General features: G+C 45.7%; 4 protein-coding genes. All 4 read right to left on the reverse strand.

Annotated features, from left to right (window positions below; translation table 11 throughout):
* Positions 1-43: 43 nt before the first annotated feature.
* Positions 44-784 (reverse strand): thioesterase II family protein, encoded by a 741-nt coding sequence (locus GPA07_RS17580; protein WP_157293069.1) that lies wholly within the window; start codon positions 782-784, stop codon positions 44-46.
* 6 nt (positions 785-790) lie between these two features.
* Positions 791-8989, reverse strand: coding sequence for a non-ribosomal peptide synthetase (locus tag GPA07_RS17585; protein ID WP_157293070.1), 8199 nt, complete (start codon positions 8987-8989; stop codon positions 791-793).
* Positions 8990-9003: 14 nt separating this feature from the next.
* Entirely contained in the window at positions 9004-19140 is a 10137-nt protein-coding gene (locus GPA07_RS17590; protein WP_157293071.1) for a non-ribosomal peptide synthetase, read from the reverse strand.
* 62 nt (positions 19141-19202) lie between these two features.
* The gene (locus tag GPA07_RS17595; protein WP_157293072.1) at positions 19203-23036 is read right to left on the reverse strand and encodes a non-ribosomal peptide synthetase; all 3834 of its coding nucleotides are present in this window, start codon (positions 23034-23036) and stop codon (positions 19203-19205) included.
* Between the last annotated feature and the right edge of the window lie 5 nt (positions 23037-23041).

Genomic DNA, 23041 nt, shown 5'->3' on the forward strand with positions numbered 1-23041 from the left:
TTTATAAAAGAAAACGGCCCCGTCAAACGAGGGCCGCTTTCTTTTATTGTCTGATGAATTGATGCTTTGTTGTATGCTCAATGACATGCTTCATATGCTCTGCGAAGCACTCGAGGTGTGTGTTGATATACATGTGGCCTCCATCAAAATCAGTGCGTTCGATGGTGTTGGCCCATTTTAACCAGCCGTTTGCATCTTCCATGCATGTCTTATCTTGCTTACCGTTGAATAAATAAACGGGTGATTCGATGATGGATTTGTCCGTATGCTGAAAGGTTTCTAGTGCTTGATAGTCTGCACGTAAGGACGGTGTAAAGTAATCCATCATTGGTTTGTTATCCAACAATTCCTTTGGAATCCCGCCCATTTCAGCAATATGCTGAACAAATGCTTCATTGGACAGATGGGTCAGGATCTGTCTTTTTGTTTGCGGCGGCTGAATGGCAGAAATGACAACTGCTTCAGGATAGATGCCTTCCTTTTCTAGCAGCTGGGTGAGTCTATACACCACTAGTCCGCCCATTGAATGTCCGAACAAGATAAATGGACGGTTCAATTGGTCGGTCAGTCCTTCTTTGTACAATTCAGCGAGCCGGTCAATGCTGGTTTCTAGCGGCATGAGGTTGGTTCCATGACCCGGAGGCTCTGCTGCTGTCACTTCGGCCGTACCCTTTAGCTGTTCAAAGAGCGGACGGTAAGAGGCGGAATATCCGCCTGCAAAAGGAAAACAAATAAGCTGAATGAGATCTGATTTTTTTTCAAAGGTTTTAAATAATGGATTCATACGTCCTTACCCCTTTACAATCGTTTCAAGAATCTGTGCAAGATGATCTGCCTGAGGTCTTTTCATCATGGTGACATGGTCGCCTTTGATGTGATAATACGTGCACGTCCCTTTCGTATAAGCCTCCCAGTCGGCAAACTTCTTCTGAAAATCTGTGGCGTGGTCACTGCTCTGTACAATATAAAACGGCACAGGGAATGGTTCTTTTTCTAATTCAATGGCTTGTGACATAATGGTATTATGCGTTTGCATTTGCAAGTATTTATCTAAATAGTGATCATTCATAAATTGATGAACGACTTCATCCTTTTCTGCTTCTTTGAGGATTTTCTGCTTCACTTCTTGGAAACTGAGCCCTTGTAATGCTTCTGGTTTGATGCCGACGAGGTTCCCCATACCTAGGACGAGGGCGAGCATTTTCACTTCTTCTTCGTTCATATCGGCATGAAGCGCCTCATCTGCCTCATCTCTTAATACCGGAACCGTATCTAAAATGATCAATCCTTTTGGCGCTTTTCCTGCATGACAGAGTCTCTGATTCATTCCGTAAGCAAGATGTCCGCCCATGGAATGCCCTGCCAGATAATCAATGCCTGGTCGATAGAATGTCTCAATGGCTTCAATAAAAATGGTGACAAGCTCTGTATAATGAAGGAATTGTGGTTCTTCATCCTCATACAAGCCCGGAGACTGCAAGGCATAAACAGATCCTTCATGTGTCATGAGCTTGGCCACATCGATATACCCCATCACCGTTCCACCAGCAGGCGGTGCAAAGAAAATTCTCGGTTCAGCCGGATCCCCTTTTTTCAACTCGATCACATAGTCTTTCGGCGCTCTTTCGACAGGCTCGCCTGTTTCTGGCACTGTGTCCAAATATGCCGCTAACTGTGCTGGCGCTGGGTGCATGAAAATCCATTTCGGATCAACACGGACACCTTTTTCTTTTAATTTGGCAACGGCTTGAATACTCATAATGGAATCTCCACCTAAATCAAAGAATGAATCATGAATTCCTACTCGTTTGACACCAAGCACTTCACTGAAAGCTGTCACAATCAGCTGCTGTGTTTCTGTTGCCGGTTGATCGTCTTCATGTGAGGATGAGACTGCGTCTGTCGGCTCCGGCAAAGCTTTTTGATCGACCTTCCCATTCATTGTGACGGGAATTGCGTCAAGTACGATAAAGTAACTTGGAATCATATAGCCTGGCAGGCTTTCCTGTAAAAATGCTTTCCATCCGGGAACAGGCTCTCCCCCATCTGTGACAAGGTAGGCTGCCAGCCGTTTTGAGCTGCCGTACGTTTTAGCAATGACGGTACATTCTTTTACTTGTGGGTGTTTGAGCAGGGCTGTCTCAATTTCTCCACATTCAATTCGGTAGCCTCTAATTTTGACCAAGTTGTCTTTTCGGCCGAGATATTCAATACTGCCATCTGACCGCCATTTGCCTAGGTCACCTGAGCGATAGAGCTTGTCCCCTTTTAATTGCGGGAATGGATTGTCAATAAACCTTTCTTGCGTCCGCTCTGGGTCATGGAGATACCCTTTCGCCAGTCCAGTTCCACCAATATAGATTTCTCCTTTAACGCCTATTGGTACTGGATTGAGGTATTCATCTAGTATGACGACTGTTGAGTTTGCGACTGGTACACCAATTGGTACTGATCTTGCATCCTCCGGTACGTGTGTGACTTGATGAGTGGTCGCTAACGTCGTGTTTTCTGTTGGGCCGTAAGCATTGATCAGCACACCTTTCATATGCGGCAATGCCTTTCGTGCATGCTCACTAGACATGGCTTCTCCGCCAACGAGCAGTGTGCGGTAGCCAGCGACACTTTTAGGGTCATGCTCAATCAATCGATTGAATAACGCGGTTGGCAGACAGTTGGATGTGACTTGATGTGTTTTGATTAACCGAGTTAATTCGTCCATATTTAGTGCGGCATATTTTGGAATCAGAATCAGTTGACCGCCATTTAGCAGCATTCCCCATAATTCAAATGTAAAGGCATCAAATGCATAGTTAGACAGCTGAAGCATTTTATCGTCTGAACCTATTTCAATATAATTTGTTTCTTTCACCAAGCGGACAACTCCTGCATGAGGAAGCATCACGCCTTTAGGTGTGCCTGTTGACCCTGAAGTGTAGTTGACATAGGCAAGCTGGTCTTCTCCGACAATCGATTGATCCCTTTGATACACTGCGTCTGTTTCTGGTAACGGCTTGTCCATTTCAATCTTTGTAGCGGTCAGACCCTCTAAACGATTGATCAGATGAGACTGGGTTAAGATGAGATCGCTTTGTGTATCTCGGACGATCAGACCGATACGGGCATCTGGATACTCGGGTGACATCGGAACATAAGCTGCACCCGACTTGACGATCCCTAACACCGAGACCATCATGTCAAAGGAACGATCAAAGAGCATCGGGACAAGGGAACCGGGTCCAATGCCTTTTGACTGCAAGTAGGCAGCAAGCTGTGTCGCCTTCTCGTCTAAAACTTGATACGTCATGTGTTCTTCCATATAGGATAAAGCAATGCGATGCGGATCACGCTGCACTTGTTCTTCAAACAATTCTTGAAGCGTACGCTTTGGATAAGATGTATCGGTTTGATTTTTTCCAATGATCATGGCATCCTGTTCTGCTTTGTCCATTAGGCAAAAATCAGCAAATGTCCGTTCAGGCTGAGCCGTCATGCCATCTAACAGATTTAGATAATACTTCATAAAACGATGGATGGTTTCTTGATCAAATAAATCCGTATTATATTCTACGTGAATAGACAGCTTGTCTTCCTGCTCAAATACATGCAGGGTGAGATCAAATTTAGATACTGTATGATGGACCATCACTTGTTCAGATGTCAGCCCTTTTAGGTTGATCTCTAACGAGTCGGTTACATATCCCATCGCGACTTGGAAGATCGGTGAGCGACTTAAATCTCTATCAATCGAAAGGTCATCCACAAGCTTGTCGAATGGATAATGCTGATGTTCAAAGGCTTTTAACGTCATCTCTTTCACCTTTGCCAGCAAATCAGCAAATGTACCCGCTTTTGAGACGTCCTGTCTCAGCGCAAGTGTATTGACAAACATTCCAACGAGCTGCTCTGATTGTTCGACATCACGGCCAGCGATCGGCGATCCAACAATGACATCTGTTTGTCCAGACAGCTTGTGAAGCAGGACATAATAGGCTGACAACATCGTCATGAACAGCGTTGTGCCCTGCTGCTTAGACAAGGCCTGTAAGCGCCGGACAAGCGGTTCATCTATCACGATTTGTTCTGTAGCCCCGCTGAATGTTTGAACCGGCGGACGAGGGCGGTCAAATGGGAGCTCTAACACCGGAAGCTCTCCTTGTAAGGTATCAAGCCAATAGTTCTGGTCGTCCTGATGGTTCTTTAATTGCTCATTTTCCCAATGGACATAATCTGTCCATTCAATCTCAAGCGACGGAAGCTGAGGTTTTTTTTCTAAAAGCAAAGCGTCATACACCACTTCTAATTCTTGAATGAGCAGGTTGAGCGACCATGCATCTGAAATGATATGATGCTGTGCGCAAAGCAGATAATATTCTTCTTTGCCTATATCCACAATCGTCCAATGTGCAAGCGGACCTCTTTCTAGATCATAGATACGATTTGCTTCTTGCTGAATGAGCTGGTCTAATCTTCTCACTCTTGTTTTTTCATTAAATAATGAAAAATTCGCCACTGTTACTGATGGCGGCAGGTCTTCTCGAATGAGTTGAACCGGCTTACCGCCAAGCGTTTGAAATGTTGCACGCAATGCCTCATGTCGTTTGGTCAAAAGTCCAATGGCTTTCGTTAAAGCTTGAATGTGTAATCGGCCTGTCAGCTTCCAAGCACCTAAAATATTGTAATGATGGCTCTTTTCTAATGTGGATAAGAACCAAATCCGCTGCTGGGCATGTGACAACTCATAGCTTGTTTGCTTTTCTAGCTTAGGAATGCCAGCTTCCTGAATGGCTAGTGCTCCTTGAATGTCATCCACCATTTGCGCCAAGTGTGCCAGATTCTTGCTTTCGAATAAAATTTTTAGCGGTGCCTTGATTGAACACTCATGATTGATGCGGGAAATCGTTTGAGTCGCCTTTAATGAATGTCCGCCAAGGTCAAAAAATTGATCCTCTTTGTACACACGATCTACTTCTAAAATATCCTCCCATATTGCCGCAAGCACCTGCTCTGTCTTCGTTTCTGGCAATTGCTTTTCAAGCGGCTGTGCGTTTTTGTGATGGAGCTGTTTGAGGGCTTGATGATCAATAGAGCCATCTTGTTTTTTCGGTATATCCGGCACTTGCTTGATGTCCCATTTCCCCTCTGTGATGCCTGCGATCTTGCCCACATGCACTTCTTTGCCTGGTTGAACCGTATAGTAAAGCTTCTTTTCAAAACGCGGGATCGGAGCCGGCTTAAGATGTCCAGCGATTTCTTGGTTTGCCCCGTCCAGGCCGATAAATAGATGCGCTTCTTTTAGACGAGTACCTAGACATAATGAATGGAGACCTTGTTTCTTTCCAATCAATTGAAAGCCCTTGCGAACGGTTAGCGCTGCTCCAGTATGCCCTTTTGACAAACCAAGGTTATCCCACATGCTGAAGTTCAAAGAGATCGCTCTTCTTCCTTCATGATGGGTAAGGACATGCGCGAGTCCATCTAAAAAGCTGTTCGCCGCAGAATATGCCCCAAATGTAGTGCCGCCAAAAAAGCCATTCACTGATCCAAAAAAGACAAGCGGTACTGCCGGGTCATGCTTGAAGGCTTCCTGCAGCACCCAAGCACCGTCTGCTTTACCTGAAAGTTCTTTTGTGAAATCTTCTTCCGTTGTATGAGCCAGTGTATACTTGTCCACATGCTGAAAATGCTCAGACACATTGCCGGCCCCGGCTAAATGAAGGACTCCCCGGATTGATTGTCCGAAATGCTTTTCTGCTTCATAAATTACCTGCTCGACGTCAGATAAATCGGTCACATCCGCTTGTACATAGATGACGTCTCCCATTCTTTCAAGCTGTGAGAACGCCTCCTCTTTTTCCTTATCCACTTCAAGTGATGTCCGTCCAATTAACACGAGCTTTAAGCCAAATTGGAGCATTTGCTTAGACAGTTCAAACCCAATGCCACCAAGTCCGCCAGTCAGCAAGTACAGGCCTTCATATTCTAAAAATCCTTCTGTTTGAGGTGCCTCCAACATATTGACTTTTTCCAGTTTTGGTACGAGGCGCTGCCCCTGTCGATAGGACACTTCTGCTTTCATATGAACCGCACTGAGTTCGTCCACAATGTGCTTGGCATCCTGTTCCACATTCTCCGCTTCAATATCAATATGCGATACTTCTGCTCCTTCCCATTCTTGCGGGATGGTTTTTAATAAACCGACAAGAGATGTTTTCTCCACATGAAGCTCATCTTGCGCCTTCACAAATTGACCACCGTTTGTCACAACAGCGAGACGCATCGGCTCTTTATTTTCTTGTCTCAGCGATTGATACAAATACAAAATGGATTGACTGGTGCTCGCATTCAGTTCTTTGAACTGCGCAGGGCTGGCAATCATCTGCTTGTCTGACACATTCCACAAATGAAGAATTCGGTCGACCTTTAATTCATCTGCTTCAAGCGCTGCCACGAGTCTGACGTAATCCCCCTTGATTCTAGGGTTCATCTGATACATCCCTTTTGACAGGCGTAAAAATTCATAACCCTTTTTCACAGAAACATAAGGCAGGTTCATTTGTTCAAATTGTGCATAAAGCGATTGATAAAGCCCTTTTTCATCCTCAAATACGAGTACATAATCAGTTGACACCGGCTGAGATGGACCGATATTCTCTTTTACCCAAATACGCTTAAAGAACCAATCTGGGAGGGTTTGTTCATTTTCCGAAGCCAGATCAAGTGCACGTTCAATATCATGAAACATTCCATCTTTTAGTGCCGCACCTAACTGGGCACGTTGAATTTTTCCGCTTTCTGTTTTCGGAAACTGGTCTTTTTTCACCGGAATGATGTGGTCAGGTTCGATCCCTATTTTCCGAATGACCGCCTCTCTAATCTGCTGAATCATTGTCAGTTGTTCCTCTATTGATTCCTTTTGCGAGACAAAAAAGACGGCGAGTGTATCATTGCTTGATTCTGGGTTGTAAATGCCATACGCAGCGGCAAAGGTGACTTCCACCCCTTCGACTTCTTCCACAACGGCTTCAATTTCATAATTCAAATAGTTCGCTCCGTTGATGACGATGATGTCTTTTTCACGGCCTGTGAGAACAAGGCGCCCTTCATGAATAAACCCTAGATCTCCTGTGTGAAACCAACCGTTTTCTGCAAATACTTCTTGATTGGCTTCCTCATTTTGATAGTAGCCCATCATAATCGTTGGGCTTTTCACCTGCAATCGTCCCACCTGATCTTCTGGCAGCACGTGGTGATGCTCATCTACAATTCGAATCCATACAGACGGAATCGGTACGCCTACCTCTGTAAAGGTCATCTTGTGCGGATGATCATGCGCCACATATTGAATCTCACTTGTTAATGAGGTCTGATCAATGGTCAGCTGTCCATCCTGATCATCTTGACGCATGAATTCTTTTGACTGAACAATGGCTGAGGATGTTTCTGACATGCCGTAAGCAGGCACCATCGCATGACGGCTTAATCCGTGCTGACCCATGATGTGCATGAATCGCTGTGTTACTTTTGGAACAACCGCTTCAGCTGCATTCATGATATAAGTCAAGGTGGAAAGATCCCATCTACCCTTGCGAATGTCGTCTTCATATTCATTCATCATGGCAAAGGCAAAGTTTGGCGCCCACGTCCTGGTGACACCGTATCTTTCTATCCAATCCAGCCACACCATCGGCCGTTCGATAAATTGATCAATGGATGGACTTATTTGCTGACAGCCGAGGTAGACATCATGTACATGAAACATGACAATGCCCCCAACGTGATCAAGCGGCATCCAGTTCAATGATACATCCTCATGCGTGAAGCCGTTTGCCTGCTCAAAGGAGATGATTCTAGATAAAATGCTTTGATGGTTGTGCCGGATACACTTTGGTACACCCGTACTTCCTGAGGACAGCAACTGAAGCACAGGCTCATCCGGCTCTGGCTCATAATGCTGTTCATCTGGATCACAGGCGAGTAATGTTTCGATTGTTAAAATCGGAATCGCTTTTGATTCAAATGTTTCATGCAGTCCTGCAATGTCCTCAGCACTCGCTTCGTTTGTAATAATGAATGGCTCATTTTGCAGCTGAAACACGCCCTTCAGCTTGTTCACCCCTTGATTCATTTCATCATACACAGGCGGTACAGAGACTGGGGTTGGAATAATTCCTCCGAGAATACAGCCCCAGAACACCGTGATAAAATCATGATGATCTTTCAATTGAAGCAACACTTGATCGCCGTTTGAAAGTCCGGCTGCCCTTAATCCAGACAGGACACGTTCCGCTCCTGTGAGCAATTCCGGGTAAGTCTGGGTCACCGTCTGACCGCCTTCTTTGAGATACGTGACTCCGCGATTTGGTGACATAAAGGCGGCTCGAATCAGTACCTCTGTCAATGTGACTGGTGTACCAGGTTTTCTAATCACATCACCTCCATAAACAAGAGCTGGTGGTTTTTCTTGTGCGGAGGATTTTATTGTTTGGCTGACTTCATTTTTTGAAAACGATTCATTTCCATTCGTACGCTGTCTATCTGGAAATAAGTCATCTAAATGATAGGGTGTTTGTTTTTCTGTCTGACTCTCAATGAAAGCGGCCGCTTCCTCTACTCCATCTATGGCTTTGGTGCGCTCTTCTATCTTTCTTACTTCCTCTTCATCTAGTACATCAATTGAAAGGAGCGCTTCTGTATCGACCGCTCCGCTTTCTGCCCTTGGCAAGGAAGGTAATAAGACGAGCGCGGCTGGCACTTCATAAGGATGAAGCGGGCCTTTCATCAGATCCTCTCTTGTCAGCGAAGGGTCCTTCGCCTGTGCAAATAGCACAAGCGATAGGCCTCCCTCTTGATTTTTCTTCGGGATGAGAGCACATTCCTCTAGTGGAAAATGAAGCATCATGACTCTCTCTAGTGCTTTAAGATCGATTCGTTTTCCGTTGATCCTGACAATATGATTTGCTGCATTTCCTTTTCGTCTACTTACTAGCATTCTTTTTTCTCCTCCTACATCCAATCCAAAATCTGAATCTTGCTTTTTTCAGTCCAAACGCCGACATCCCCTGTCGGATAGAGGAATTCGCCTGTTTGATGTTTGAATGGATGCGGAATTTTATGCGTCTCCATCCAATCGGCAAGCTCCCCACAAAGTGCTTTAATCTCCTTTGCACCGATAAAAATATCCCCAGGAAATCCTACCGGCATGAGCTGATGCTCTTCATTCAGGATAAATATTTCTGTTTCATAGGCAGGATCATTTACTCCTGCATAGACCTCTGCTTGGTCTGGATACAGCACGCTGACTTGTGCGTTTTGCGCCCAGTCACTGATCATCCGTTCTTTTTCTTCATTTGTCACAATCGTGAAGGAAGAGAGCGGTGTATTCACTTGTTCTGTCATGGCCTCAAGTGTGTGAATCAGCTGCTGCATCAGCGTTTGTATTTGCTTTTCTGTATATTGATTTAAGTGATATGTGACCCGAAGCTCAAGCGTATCTCCAGGCACTGCAACAAGGGTTAAGTCATAGTTCGTTTCTTCATGACTTGCAATGTCTAAAATGCGTACACCATACGGTTCAATGGATTCAATCGGATAGTTTTCAAACACGACAATGCTGTGAAACAAAGCTTCTCCATTCGGAATCTTGGTCATCTGCTGAATATCTGGCAGTACGGTATACTCGAATTCTCTTATGTGAAAAACAGTTTCCTGCGTATAGGCCAGCAATTGCGCAATGGTCTTGTCTGAAGTGATCGGCAAACGGAGCGGCAATGTGTTAATAAAGAGACCTGTCATGCTTTCCACTTCTGGTAAGTCCGCTGGCCGGCCTGATACTGTCACGCCGAATATGACTTCCTCTGATCCTGAATGAAGATGCAGGAGCAGCCCCCACGCTGACTGAATCAGTGTGCTCAACGTGACCTTCTGCGTGCCAGTCATTTCTTCCAGCTTCTGCTGCATCTGCGGCGTTAGTTTCACGCTCACCTGCGTAGTGCCTGCTCTTTGATCCGAAGCATGCTCACCGTCTCCAGGCAGCGGTGTTGCTTCCTCTACGCCTGACATATAACGCTGCCAGAACTCTTGCGCCTTCTCTTGATCCTGCTTGTGCAGCCATTCAATAAAATCTTTATATGGGCGGACAGTAGGAAGGCGAATCTCTCGTTCGTCCACAAGAGAGCGATACAATGCAAAGGATTCTTCTATAAAGCTGAACAAGCTCCAGCCATCTATTAAAATGTGATGAAAGCTAAAGACAAACGTGCTTTTTTTCTCATCACAATGGAATAAAGCAATACGAATGAGTGGTTCATCAATATGTTCTAAATTGAAATCCTTTGAACGATCAGATTCTAGAAATTGTTCGATTGTCTCTTGCTGCTCCAAATCACTCAGGTGGCGCACATCGTACTGAGTGAGGTGAATGCTTCCTTCTGATTGAATGAACTGGACAGGCTCCTTTAGCCCTTCCCAAGCGAATTTTGTTCTCAAAATGGAATGACGCTCTACAAGCAGATTCCAAGCTTGTTCATAGGCATCGCCGTTAGTTAAGCCTTCGAGCGTCATATGCACCTGACCAAAATAAGCTTGTGATGCTTGATCCAGCAGTGCATGAAACAGCATCCCTTGCTGCATTGGAGACAGCGGATACACATCTACCACATTGTCTGGAAGCTCATCTACTTGTTTTTGCGTGAGCTGAGCCATAGGAAAATCAGATGGCGTAAAACCGCCTTTCGTTTCTACACAATGCGTCAGAATATCCTCCATTCTCTCTTTGAATCGTTCAGGTAACAGGCGCACCTTTTCTTGTTGGAGCAATTCACGATTGATCATAAAATTCATCTGAAGCTGACCATGTATCACGTACCCATACACATCAATTAAATGCTGTCTTTCTGCCTTCGGATCGTGTACATGCCCATTTCGCTCGTCTGCTATATATAGCTTTGCATCGCCATCTGTCTGATCTAACTGACCGAGGTAATTAAAGCTTATCTGCGGCGCTGCCGTTTTCAGCAGACGAGGCTCTGTCATGTATTGAAGCAAGCCATAGCCAATTCCCTTTTGCGGCACAGCTCTCAAGGTTTCTTTGACGTCTTTGATTTGTCTTTCAACATCGGTTTGAATAAAAGGAATAAAAATAGGATAAGAGCTCGTAAACCAGCCGACTGTCCGTGACAAATCCATCTGTTCAAATAAATCCTCGCGTCCATGCCCTTCTAACGTAATAAGCACCGGCTGTCCAATGGCTTGTACAAGTCCTGATAACAGCAAATCATTTATCTCTGTCCGGTACGCTTGTGATGCCTGTCTTAGTAAAATATCTGTTTGTTCCTTTGTGAGCTGAACAGACAGAATCTCTGCATGTTCTTCTATGTTAGAAAGCGCAGGCGGTTGAAAAGGAGAGCCCTCTTCCTCTTGATCTGTGATCTTTTGCCAAAAAGAGGCCTGCTCTTGTAATTGCGCTGTTTGTGCATATTCATATAGCGCATCTGCCCACTGCTTATAGGAGGCGGTTTTCTTTGCAAGGACCACGTCCTGCCCCGCAGCAAGCTGCTTCAGTCCATTTAATATATCTTCTTGTATGATGCGCCATGAAATTCCATCCATGACGAGATGGTGTGCAGCAACGAAAAGCTCTGACGTGTCATGACTTGTGTGAAAAAGAATGGCTTTGATCACTTCTCCACGCTCTAAGGACAATGTGCCTTGACAAGCCTCTGTCTCTAAACGAATTTGTTCAACCGCTTCCTCCTGAGAGACATTCGTCAAATCAAAGCATGTGATGTACGGGAGGATGCCCGGCTCACGAATCGTTTGTATCCACGTTCCATCTGCCTCTTTTGTATACACCGCCCTCAGCATATCGTGATGATCGACAACCTTTGAGAGAACCTGCGTCAACTGCTTTAGCGGTACAGACTGCTTGAATTCAATATGTGCCGATAGATTCCAATAATCTTGGTTGGTCATGGATTGCTCAAAGAACCAAGATTGGATCGGGAGCAGACGAACCTCTCCTGTCACAGGTGACTGATCATAGGACACGGAGACATCTGCCTGTTTCATCACCTTGGCAAGCTGCGAAATGGTCTGTTTTTCAAAAACATCTCTCGGCTGGATGACGTAGCCTTCCTGTGCTAAACGCGCCACCATTTGTATGACAATAATAGAATCTCCGCCAAGCTCAAAGTAGTTATCATGGACGCCGATAGAAGGAGCACCGAGCAGTTGAGACCACACTTTTTCTAGCACTCGTTCTTCTTCAGTGGCTGCTCTGTCAGTTGTTGTTTCTACTTCTTCCTGTCTCCACTCCGGCGGCGGGAGACGCTTTTGATCTACCTTCCCGTTTGGCGTAAGCGGCAGTTCGCAAAGCTCCATCAATAGGCTTGGCACCATATAATCTGGCAGTATATCTTTTAGGTTTTGGCGAATGTCCTGCGGGGTCATGTCACCTTTTTGGACAAAATAACCGATCAACCGCTTATGACCACTCTCGTGCTGATGCGGGATAACGGCACATTCTGTGATGTCATCAAATGTCAGCATAGCGGCTTCAATTTCTCCACATTCGACGCGGTGTCCACGAATTTTCACTTGATGATCCATTCTTCCAAGGCAGTCAATGAGGCCATTTGACAGCCAGCGGCCCATATCGCCTGTTTTATATAAACGCGCTCCTTCTTGGAAAGGATGCGGGATAAATGATTGCGCTGTTTTTTCTTCATCTCCAAGGTAACCGAGTGCAAGCCCTGTTCCGCCAACGTAGATCTCACCGATGACGCCTTGCGGGACTGGTTGCAGCTGGTCGTCTAATATATAAGCCTGTGAATAAGCTATTGGCCGTCCAATGGGGACCGTCGCCTGCCCTTCATCCAATGCTCGAATATGATGCACACAGGAGAACGTCGTATTCTCCGTCGGTCCATAACCGTTTAAAAGCCCTTCAGGCAAATACGGCAGTGCTTTTCGGATATGTGCGGCTGATAATGCATCTCCGCCGACCAATAATGCATGAAATCCAGATAAGGCTTCTGGATGCTCTTCTGTTAAACGGTTGAACAGCGGCACAGTCAGGAAACCTGTTGTAATCTGATAAGCTTTCAGCGTATCTGCCAGTGCGTCCATTGATAAAATCGTATTTCGATCTGTGAGTATGAGCCTACCCCCGTTTAAAAGCGCTCCCCATATTTCATACGTAAAGGCATCAAAAGAGAAGCTGGCGATTTGTAAAATTCGTGTATGTTCATCAAGGGTGACATAGTCCGTTTCACATACAAGCCGGATGACCGCTTGATGCGGAATGAGGACCCCTTTTGGCTGTCCAGTCGACCCCGATGTGTAATTGATATAAGCAAGTCCATCAGGGCTTAGTGCAGCAGGCATGACCTCTGCTTCTGGTAAAAATTCTTCATACCCCTGATCTAGACAAATGAGTTCAGTTTGATTGATGGACACCTTTTTCAGCCATTCATTTTTTGTCAGCAAAAGTTTAATGCCTGTATCCCTCAGCATATAGTCAATGCGTGTATCTGGATATTCAGGATCAATCGGCACGTAAGCCCCGCCTGCTTTCACAATGGCAAGCACCCCAACAATCATTTCGGGCGATCTGTCGATGAGCAGTCCGACTGGTTCATGCGGCGTGACGCCTCGCTGCTGCAAATAAACGGCAAGTCGGTTGACTTTCTTTTGTAATTCACGATACGTCCACTGCTCTCGCTGGAATTCAAGAGCCACTGCATGAGGTGTCTTTTTCACTTGCGCTTCAAATCGTTCCGTCATGAGAAGCGGGCCTTTTGGTTGATCTGTTTTTCCACTCCATTCATAGAGCAATTGATGCTTTTCTTTCTCTGGGAGGAAATTCAGTTGTTTGATCGGCTGCGCTGGATTCTCACAAATCCTTTCGAGCAGGTGCTCGTAGTATGTGAGGAATCGCTCCATCGTGTCATCAGAGAATAAGTCAGCATGATACTCAAGCTTTAACTGGAGACCTTCAGCGCCTTCAAAAACAAACAAGGATAGATCAAATTTGGCTGTATCATGATCTTCAATGGCTAAAACCGATGTTGCCTCTCCCATTGGAGAAGCTTCCAGCGGTAAGTTTTGCAGAACGAACATGACCTGAAACAGCGGCTGCTTACTGGCATCACGTGCAATATTCAGTTCATCGACCACCATATCAAACGGCACATCCTGATGCGCATAAGCGCCGACTGTCGTCTCCTTCACTCGCTCTAATAGTTCTGTAAAAGCTGGATTCCCGCTATGGTCGATCCGAAGTGCCAATGTATTCACAAAAAAACCTATTAAATGCTCGATTTCCGCTCGATTTCTCCCAGCAATCACCGAGCCAATGACAAACTCATCCTGTGAAGACAACCGATGTAAAAGCGTAGAGAAGGCTGACAGCAAAGTCATATAGAGTGTGCTGTCTGTTTTCTTGGATAGGGCTACAATCTGTTCAGACAGCGGCGTCGACAACTGATACGTTTTCGTTTTTCCTTTATAGGATTGAACGGCCGGTCGCGGATGATCATACGGTAAGACCAACTCTTCAACAGGTGTAGCAAATTGCTCCTTCCAATAGGAAAGCTGCTTATCGAGCGGCTCTCCTGTCAAATACTCTTTCTGCCATAATGCGTAATCTGCATATTGAATCGGCAGCGGCGGCAGGTGAGGCTCTCTTCCTTCGATGGCCGCTGTGTACCACTCGGATAATTCTCTTGCGACAATACCAATCGACCAGCCATCTGACACGATGTGGTGGATGGACATGAGCAGCAAATGATCTGCGTGTGAAAGCCGAATCAGCTTCACTCGAAAGAGCGCTCCACGTTCTAGTTGAAAAGGGGTGGATGCCTCTTTTTTCGCCCATTCAGCCGCTTTTTGTTCTTTTTCTTCCTGCGATTCCAGGTCTGATACATCTATCACTTCAAGCGCTGGAAGGGTCATATGGTCATGAATGATTTGCACCGGTTCATCCCCGCTCATTGCAAAGGATGTTCTGAGCGATTCATGTCTTTCCACCATTTGATGCAGGCTGTCCTGAAGCACCTTTATATCTAAAGGTCCGTTCATTCGAAAAGAAATCGTATTATTGTAAAATGGCAGATCGGGCTCTAATTGATAGAGAAACCACTGTCTTTGCTGGGCATAAGACATCGGAATCTCCTGACCCTTTTCCATTTTTCTCATCGGAATTGCTTCATCTGCTTTCGCATGTGAATCGATCCAGTCCGCTAATTCTCCAAGTCTCGTATGTTCAAAAAGAACTGCAAGCGGCACGTCAAAACCGGTTCTTTGTCTCACTGCAGACAGCATTTGCGTTGCCTTCAGCGAATGACCTCCTAGTAGAAAGAAATGATCACCGCAGCTGATATCTGAGACATCGAGCAGCTCTGCCCAAATATGTGCGAGCAGTTTCTCTGTCTCTGTTTGAGGTGCTCTGTTCTCTGAATCTAGTCCGCTTTCTTCTATTAATTCATGAAAATACGCCTCGTCCGGCATGCCATCTTCTGTTTCTTTCCAATATTCTTCAGGATACAGATGCACCGTGTATTCACCAGACAGCCGGGACTGTAAGCAGGTATGAATTGATTGATACAGTCGTTCTTCAACCGCCTTTGTTTGATCGGTTTTGAAAAAGACATAAATGGCTTGTTCTGTTTGCATCTCCGCATCCACCATCTCTTGAATCTCTTTCTTTGACCGGTCTAATCCCGTATAAATGAGCGGAGCATCTGTCATCAGACATGCCAGTATCGTTCGGAAGCCTGCCTGTTTGGACATCGAAAGATAACCTCTTTCTTTTAAAATGCCTTTGATCATGGAGCCTTCGCTCATTCCGACCTCGTCCCACATGCTGAAACTAAAGCAATACGGCTTCACTGTAGACGTCATCTTCTGATAATGAGCAAATTGTTCAACGAACTCATTCGCCGCACAATACGCGCCGACCGTCATTCCGCCCTTTAATGTACGTGCTGACGAGCTGGAAAGGAATAAGACGTTCTGCCGTTTGGAGGCAGCCTCATGAAGCGCAATCGTTCCATATACCTTCGCTTCGTACATTTTATTTAGCGACACAGACGTCATATCAGCAAGCAGCTCTTCTTGAATAATGCCTGCGAAATGGATGATGCCATCCAGCCTTTGATCTCGAGTGACCTCATGTCTTGAGATGGCGGCTTCAATCTCTTTTGCATCGGTGATGTTCGTTTTCTCATAAAGAACCGTGCCGCCATAGACTTTTGCCTGTTCCTTCAGTAAAGACAGGGTCTCTTGCTGCTCTGCAGATAAAGCCTCTTGCTCTTTTCTACCAAGCAATACGAGATGTGCTTGATAGGATGTGAGCAGATGTTCACTAAGCATACGCCCAATTCCGCCAAGCCCACCTGTGATCACATAGAGCCCAGATGCTTCAAATGGCGGCTTCTTCACCCTCTGTTCCTTTTCCAAATGAAGAGGGGTTAAAAGGGGAATATAACGAACACCTTCACGATAAGCAGTCACATGACTGTCTTTGTCATGTGTGAGTTCTGCCATAATCGCTGGTGCATGAGAATGACTTGATGCCGATTCTGTCAGAGAAAAATCAAGACATTGCACTTGAATAAACGGCCATTCATGCTGAACCGCTGTCAACAGCCCGGCTGTCGTTGCCTTTTCTACATCATGTGTATGATCTTCCGGCAAATTCATTGCATGAGCTGAGACAAAGGTGATGGCCACAGGTTCCTCATAGACGGAAATCGCTTTTGTTAAAAATAATGCACTCATGCTGCCCGTTTTCTGCGCTTGTTTCGCCTTGGCCACATGAAGCTTGTCTTCTTGGTTTGTATAGTTCCAAAGGTGAATGATGTGTTTCACCGAAACGCCATACGAACGGAGCGTCTCAAAGAGTTGTTCGTAGTCAGACGGCCGATTCGGGTGGATGATGAAGTGTGTGTGTGTGAGTTGTTTGAATGTTTGACCCGGTTCAACCGTAATAGATGCTTGTTCGCTGTTTGAAAGAGATTTCAATTGATCTGCCAGCCCTAATGTGTCTGCAAAGATCACCATGTCGCCTATTGTTTGCTTGTCAGCTGCTGCATCAAGCGGAGCAGGTGTCCACTGCTTTTGATAACTCCAATCAGGCAATGTATGCTCATTTTCAAGCCTTATGTCCATTTCCTTGATGATTTCATCGAATTCGCCTTCCTGCCATCGCGTCTTCAGCTGCGCCCTTTCTATTTTTCCAGAGCTTGTTTTTGGAAAGGCATGCTTCTGGACAGGAATGATACGCGCTGTAGACAAACCCATTTTTGTCGCAATATGGGATTTGATGTGCTGGCTTGCCCTCATAATATAAGACGGCTCATACAGCTTCGGTGTAAAAAAGAGAATCAGTTCATCGGATGCAGAAGCCTCCATTCGAGCGGAGCAGGCAGCCACAAAGCTCGTTTCTACGCCTGGTACTTCCTCTGCTATGGCTTCAATTTCATAGTTGTGATAATTTTTCCCGTTGATGATGATCATGTCTTTTTCTCTACCGGTTAATGTCAGCCTTCCTTCGTGAAGGAAACCTAAATCCCCCGTATGAAACCAGCCATCCGCTTGAAATACTTCTTCATTCGCTTCGTCATTTTGGTAATAGCCCTTCATTGTGGTTGGCCCTTTTATTTGCACGCAACCAATATGATCTTCTGGAAGAAGCTCGTGCTGATGGTTGACGATGCGGATGGTGATGCCTGGAATCGGTCTTCCGAGCTCTGTAAAGCTGACGGTTCCTGTCTCACGTGCCTCCGCCGGCCTCAACTGCTCTGTCAGCGAAGTTTCTTCAAAGGTCAATACCCCGCTGTTTTCATCTCCCCGCTCAATCGCAAAGGAAAAGACAACCGCTGATGAGATTTCGGACATGCCGAAAGCCGGCCTGATGACATCTCCCTTTAAACCATGCGGAGCAAGCAGATGTAAAAATCGGTGAATGGTTTTTGGTACGACCGCCTCTGCCCCATTGATCATGCAGGTCATGGCAGAAAGATCCCAAGATCCTGAAGAAATCTCTTTCTCATAATCATTGATCATTGCAAATGCGAAGTTAGGTGCCCATGTCTTCGTTGCACGGTAGCGGTCCATCCAGTCCAGCCAGCGCAGCGGCTGAGCGATAAAATCATCTGTTCTCGCCCGTACCTGCTCGCACCCTGTGTACACATTGACAAGGTGGAACATCACGATACCGCCAATATGATCTAAAGGCATCCAGTCTAACGAAACATCCTCTTGTGTAAATTGATTGGCTGCCACCGTGCCTTTGACATTCGCAAGCACACTTCTATGGGAATGCTCTACGCACTTTGGCATCCCTGTGCTTCCAGACGTTAAGATAAAGAAGACGGAATCATCTGGCGCGGCAGGATGAGCCCTTGTATCCCGTTCTAAAGAAAGCATCGGTTCGACTGCCGCGACACGCAATTGATCTGTGTTCCACAATAAAGCTAATCCTTGCACCTCGTCGATCAGTGAGTCATCTGTTAGGATGAGCGGATGCTCTAGCAGCTTCCAAGCATGATGAAGCTTCTTCACTGCCGCATTCATCTCTCGATAGGTGGGAGCAGCGGATACAAGTGTTGGAACAAATCCGCCTAATACACATGCCCAAAAGGCAGTGACCATAGCATGATTCGATGAAAATTGGAAGAAAACAGGATCGCCTGCCTCAAGACCCAGTGCCCTTAAACCAGTCAAAACCCGCTCGGCGTCTTCCTGTAACTGCGCATAGGATTGCGTGAGTTCGTTCTCACTGTTCACAATATACGTAAGCCCATTTGACGTTTTTGCCGCCTCTGTTAAGACTTCCTGTAAGGTCTGTGCACCTCTTGTAACATCTAAATCTCCTCCATAAGAAAGGGCGGGCGGCATGTCTGCCAAAGCAGGCTCAGCCGTTTGCGTCTGTATAGATTCAGCTGCGGCCTCCTGCTCAATATGCTTGTCGAGAAATAAATGAGAGAGGTGATATGGCCGCGGTCGAATGGTTTTTTCACGTGAAAAAACAGCGAAGCGTTCGATTTCATTGGTTTGTAATATGGCTGTCTTTACATCTTGTAAAATAGCATCCATTGATTCATGTACACTCGTTTGGTTAATGGTTGATGGTTTCATATGAGTTCCTTTCCTTTTTTGTTAGGCAGGAGTACAAGACTGCATCCTGCCTAATCTAAAGTTTACAAGACTGGTTCTCTATTTTTTTGATTCAGTATCTTTTTTATCAGCTGTGCATTTTGGGCTGCACATTCTTTGTTTTTGAACATATCAGCATGTCGACCGCAGCCTTGATACTGGCTAAAAGCACCGGTCGTCGCATGTTCCCAGCCCTCCATCCAGTCCGGAATCGAGATTTGTTCTTCAGATTGGATGAATGCAATATCTGCCTGTATCGCTCCTTGATTCACCCCCTTCACAAACGTTTCATAGTAGGCACGCGTCTTTTGTGCAAGCGCTTCTTGGACAAGCTCGCTTTGAGCAAGTTCACTTTGTTTCGACTGATGGACAATCGCTTCTATATCGTCATCAATGCTCCGCCCCTCTAAATTACTTTCTCCAATTTTCTTATAGGAATCGATCATGATAACCTTCTCGACTGTCCTCCCTGCTTGTTCAAGCGCTTGAACAAGCTCAAAGGCAAGGTAACATCCGCCAGAGTACCCCATCAACGTCAGCGACCCTTCTGGTTGAAGCTGCTGAATATGCTGAACGTACTGCGCTATTCGTTGATCCGTTTCAATAAAATCAAAGGCGATCAAACGAACATCATCAAGCGTTTTTGCTGCTTCCTGATAAATAAATCCATAGCCTGGTAATGGTGGGAGAGCAAAGACCGTAGATGATTGAGATTCATTGAATACAAGATAGCCAGCAGCTTCTTGGTCCTGCTGTTGAATGAAACGACTGAGCGCTTCTATCGTTGGTGTCTCAAACAGCAAGTGAATAGGCACCTGAACCCCGAACTCTTTTGACACTTTAGACAAAAGAGACATGGCTTTTAATGAATGTCCGCCAAGCTCAAAGAAATGATCGTCCGTGCTAATATCATCTCGTTCCAGTACTTCCCGCCACATGACCAGCAGCTTTTGTTCTACTTCATTTACCGGCAGTTTCACATGGCGGTTTCCTTGCGGCGCCTCTGGCTTTGGCAGCTTGCGTTTATCAATTTTTCCATTTGGCGTGAGCGGGAGGTTCTCTAGCACCGTCAGCTTATGAGGCAGCATATAAGCCGGTAAACGCTCTTTCAGCCCTGATTCGATCTCATCGAGCTTGCCCTTCCATTCATCATCACATGTGATATAAGCAAACAGCCTTGTATGATTGGTTTCATCCTGATCCGCAATAAGTGCAGCCTGTTTGACACCTGGATGCAGGAGGAGATGGGCTTCAATTTCTGTCAGTTCAATTCGGTGTCCGCGAATTTTCACCTGATCATCAACTCTGCCTGCATACTCAATGAGACCGTCTTCTCGAAAATAAGCTAAATCTCCCGTGCGATACAGCCGCTCGCCCGCAGCGAATGGATGAGCGATAAAGGCTTGTTTCGTCAGATCAGGCCGATTCACATATCCTTTCGCCAGCCCTTTGCCGCTCAGACAAAGCTCGCCAACCATGCCAATCGGTTGAAGCTGTCCTTGCTTGCTTAATATATAAGCACCCGTCTGATTGAGCGGCTTTCCAATTGGAATTGAACGTGCCTCTGCCGGAATGGCTTCATCTATAGGATAATAGGTCGCAAAGATGGTCGATTCGGTTGGACCGTAAACATTGATTAATCTGCCTTTCCCCATCACATCAAAGGCTTTTCTCACATGCCGGACTGATGCCCGCTCTCCTCCAAACAGCACCTTACGCACACCGCGCATCCAGTCTGTTCCTTCATCAACAAGAAGGTGGAATAAAGCCGTTGGAACAAACATGACAGAGATATTTTCTCCCCTAATCAGCCTGGTCAGCTCGTGCATGTCTAAAATGGTGTCTTTTTTCGGCAGGACTAGCTTTGCTCCATTCAAAAGCGCGCCATATACATCAAATGTAAAGCCATCAAATACGCTATTTGATAACGACAGCAATGTATCTGTTTCTGAAATGGTTAAGTAGTTCGTATTTTTGACCACTCGGGCAATATTTGAATGGGTCGTCATGATACCTTTTGGCTGTCCGGTTGTGCCAGAGGTATACATGATGTATGCTGTGTCATCTAATCCAGCTTCAAGCGGCAGATTCTCTGAGCTCATCAGTGAAATTTCCTGATCATCTACAAAAAGATACGTACCATTAAACGCGAGCGCCTTCGTTTGACTGATAAAGGATGAATGAGTGAGAAGATGCGTCGCTCCGCTGTCTCTCAGCATATATTGGATGCGGCTTTCTGGATAATCAGGATCAATTGGCACATAGGTTGCGCCTGCTTTTAAAACGGCAAGCAAGCTCACAATGAGTTCAGGCGTGCGCTCTGCTAAAATGGCGATAACCGTTTGATGTTTGGTTCCGTGTTTTTGCAAATGCCTTGCCAGACGGTTCGCCTGTTCGTTCAGCTCCGCATAGGTCATTGTGTGATTCTCTGCTGATAATGCCACCGCATTCGGCTGTTTGCGGACATTATGCTCAAACCACTTAGACAAATAGAGCTGATCATGTTCAAGCTCAGGTGCATTCCAGTCCTCAAGAATCCGCTGCTTTTCCCGTTTCGTCACAAGTGTGAGTGTGTGAACTGATTGATCGGGATGCTCGATGGCCTCTTTGATCAACAGAATCAGCTGCTCCTTTAATCGATGAACAAATGCAGGATTAAATGCACGTTGGTTAAAGGCCAGCTTCAACTGCAATTGTTCCCCGGGCGATGCAAGCAAATTGAGATCATAGTTCGATTTTTCATATACCTTCATTTCTTCTACGGTAAAGCCTAACAGCGACTCTTGCTCGTCTTTTTTAGCAGCGGGGACATTTTCAAACACCACAATATGATCAATGAGCTGCCGCTGACCTGTCTTGGCCTGGATATCATATATTGGGATATATTGGTGCGGTTCAGCTGCTAAAGACTGCTGCTGCGTCTCTGATAATAGAGAACGGAACGTCATTTGGTCTGTCAGCTGAATTCTTCTTGGAATGACATTGATAAACAATCCCACCATCCGATCCACACCAGCCAAATCTGCCGGACGTCCTGACACAACCGTTCCAAACAAAACATCATTTGACCGCTGATACCTGCTCAATAAAATGGACCAAACCGATTGAAGCGCACTGCTTAACGTGGCATTTTGCTGCAAGGCTAACTCTGATAAAGCAGCCGTTTCTTCTCTACTCATGGACCATTCGATTTCGCCTAATTCATGCTCATTTGTTTGCTTTCGCTGTTCTTTAAAGGTTGTTTGTCCATCAAACCCGGCTAACGATTGCGTCCAATATTCAAGTGATGCTTGTTTATCTTGTTTTTCCAGCCATTGAATATATTCTTTATATGGCTTAACTGGCTGCAGCTTGTAAGGCGTACCATGCAAAAGCCCATGATAAATCGCAAATAACTCCTGCACGACAAGGCCAAAACACCAGCCATCTAGAAGGATATGGTGATAGCTCCATATCCAGCGATAGCTTGAAGGGCCCGTTTGAAAAACGGATGCCCGCATGAGCAGATCCTGCGAGAGATCAAATCCTCTTAGCTGATCCTGTTCTTTAAAGCGCTCAATACGCTCAAGCTGTTCACTTTCAGAAAGGTTCTGTATGTCCACCACATCAAGCTGGAAAGGTCGTTTTTTCAAGACAACTTGGACAGGACGCTTCACTTTTTCGTGAAGGAACACGGTACGAAAAATATCGTACCGTTCCACGATGATATTCATGCTTTTCTCAAGCAAGTCATGGCGAAGTGTGCCCTTCACGTTCATATCCATTTGTTCTACATAAAAGCCCTTTTCTTGATGGTGGAGGGTATGAAACAGCATTCCTTCTTGCATCGGCGACAGGTAGTACATATCTTGAACTTGATCCCTTTTAAATTGACTCATCTATT

This window comes from Bacillus sp. ms-22 (genome assembly GCF_009759805.1).
GTDB lineage: Bacteria > Bacillota > Bacilli > Bacillales > Bacillaceae > Bacillus > Bacillus xiamenensis.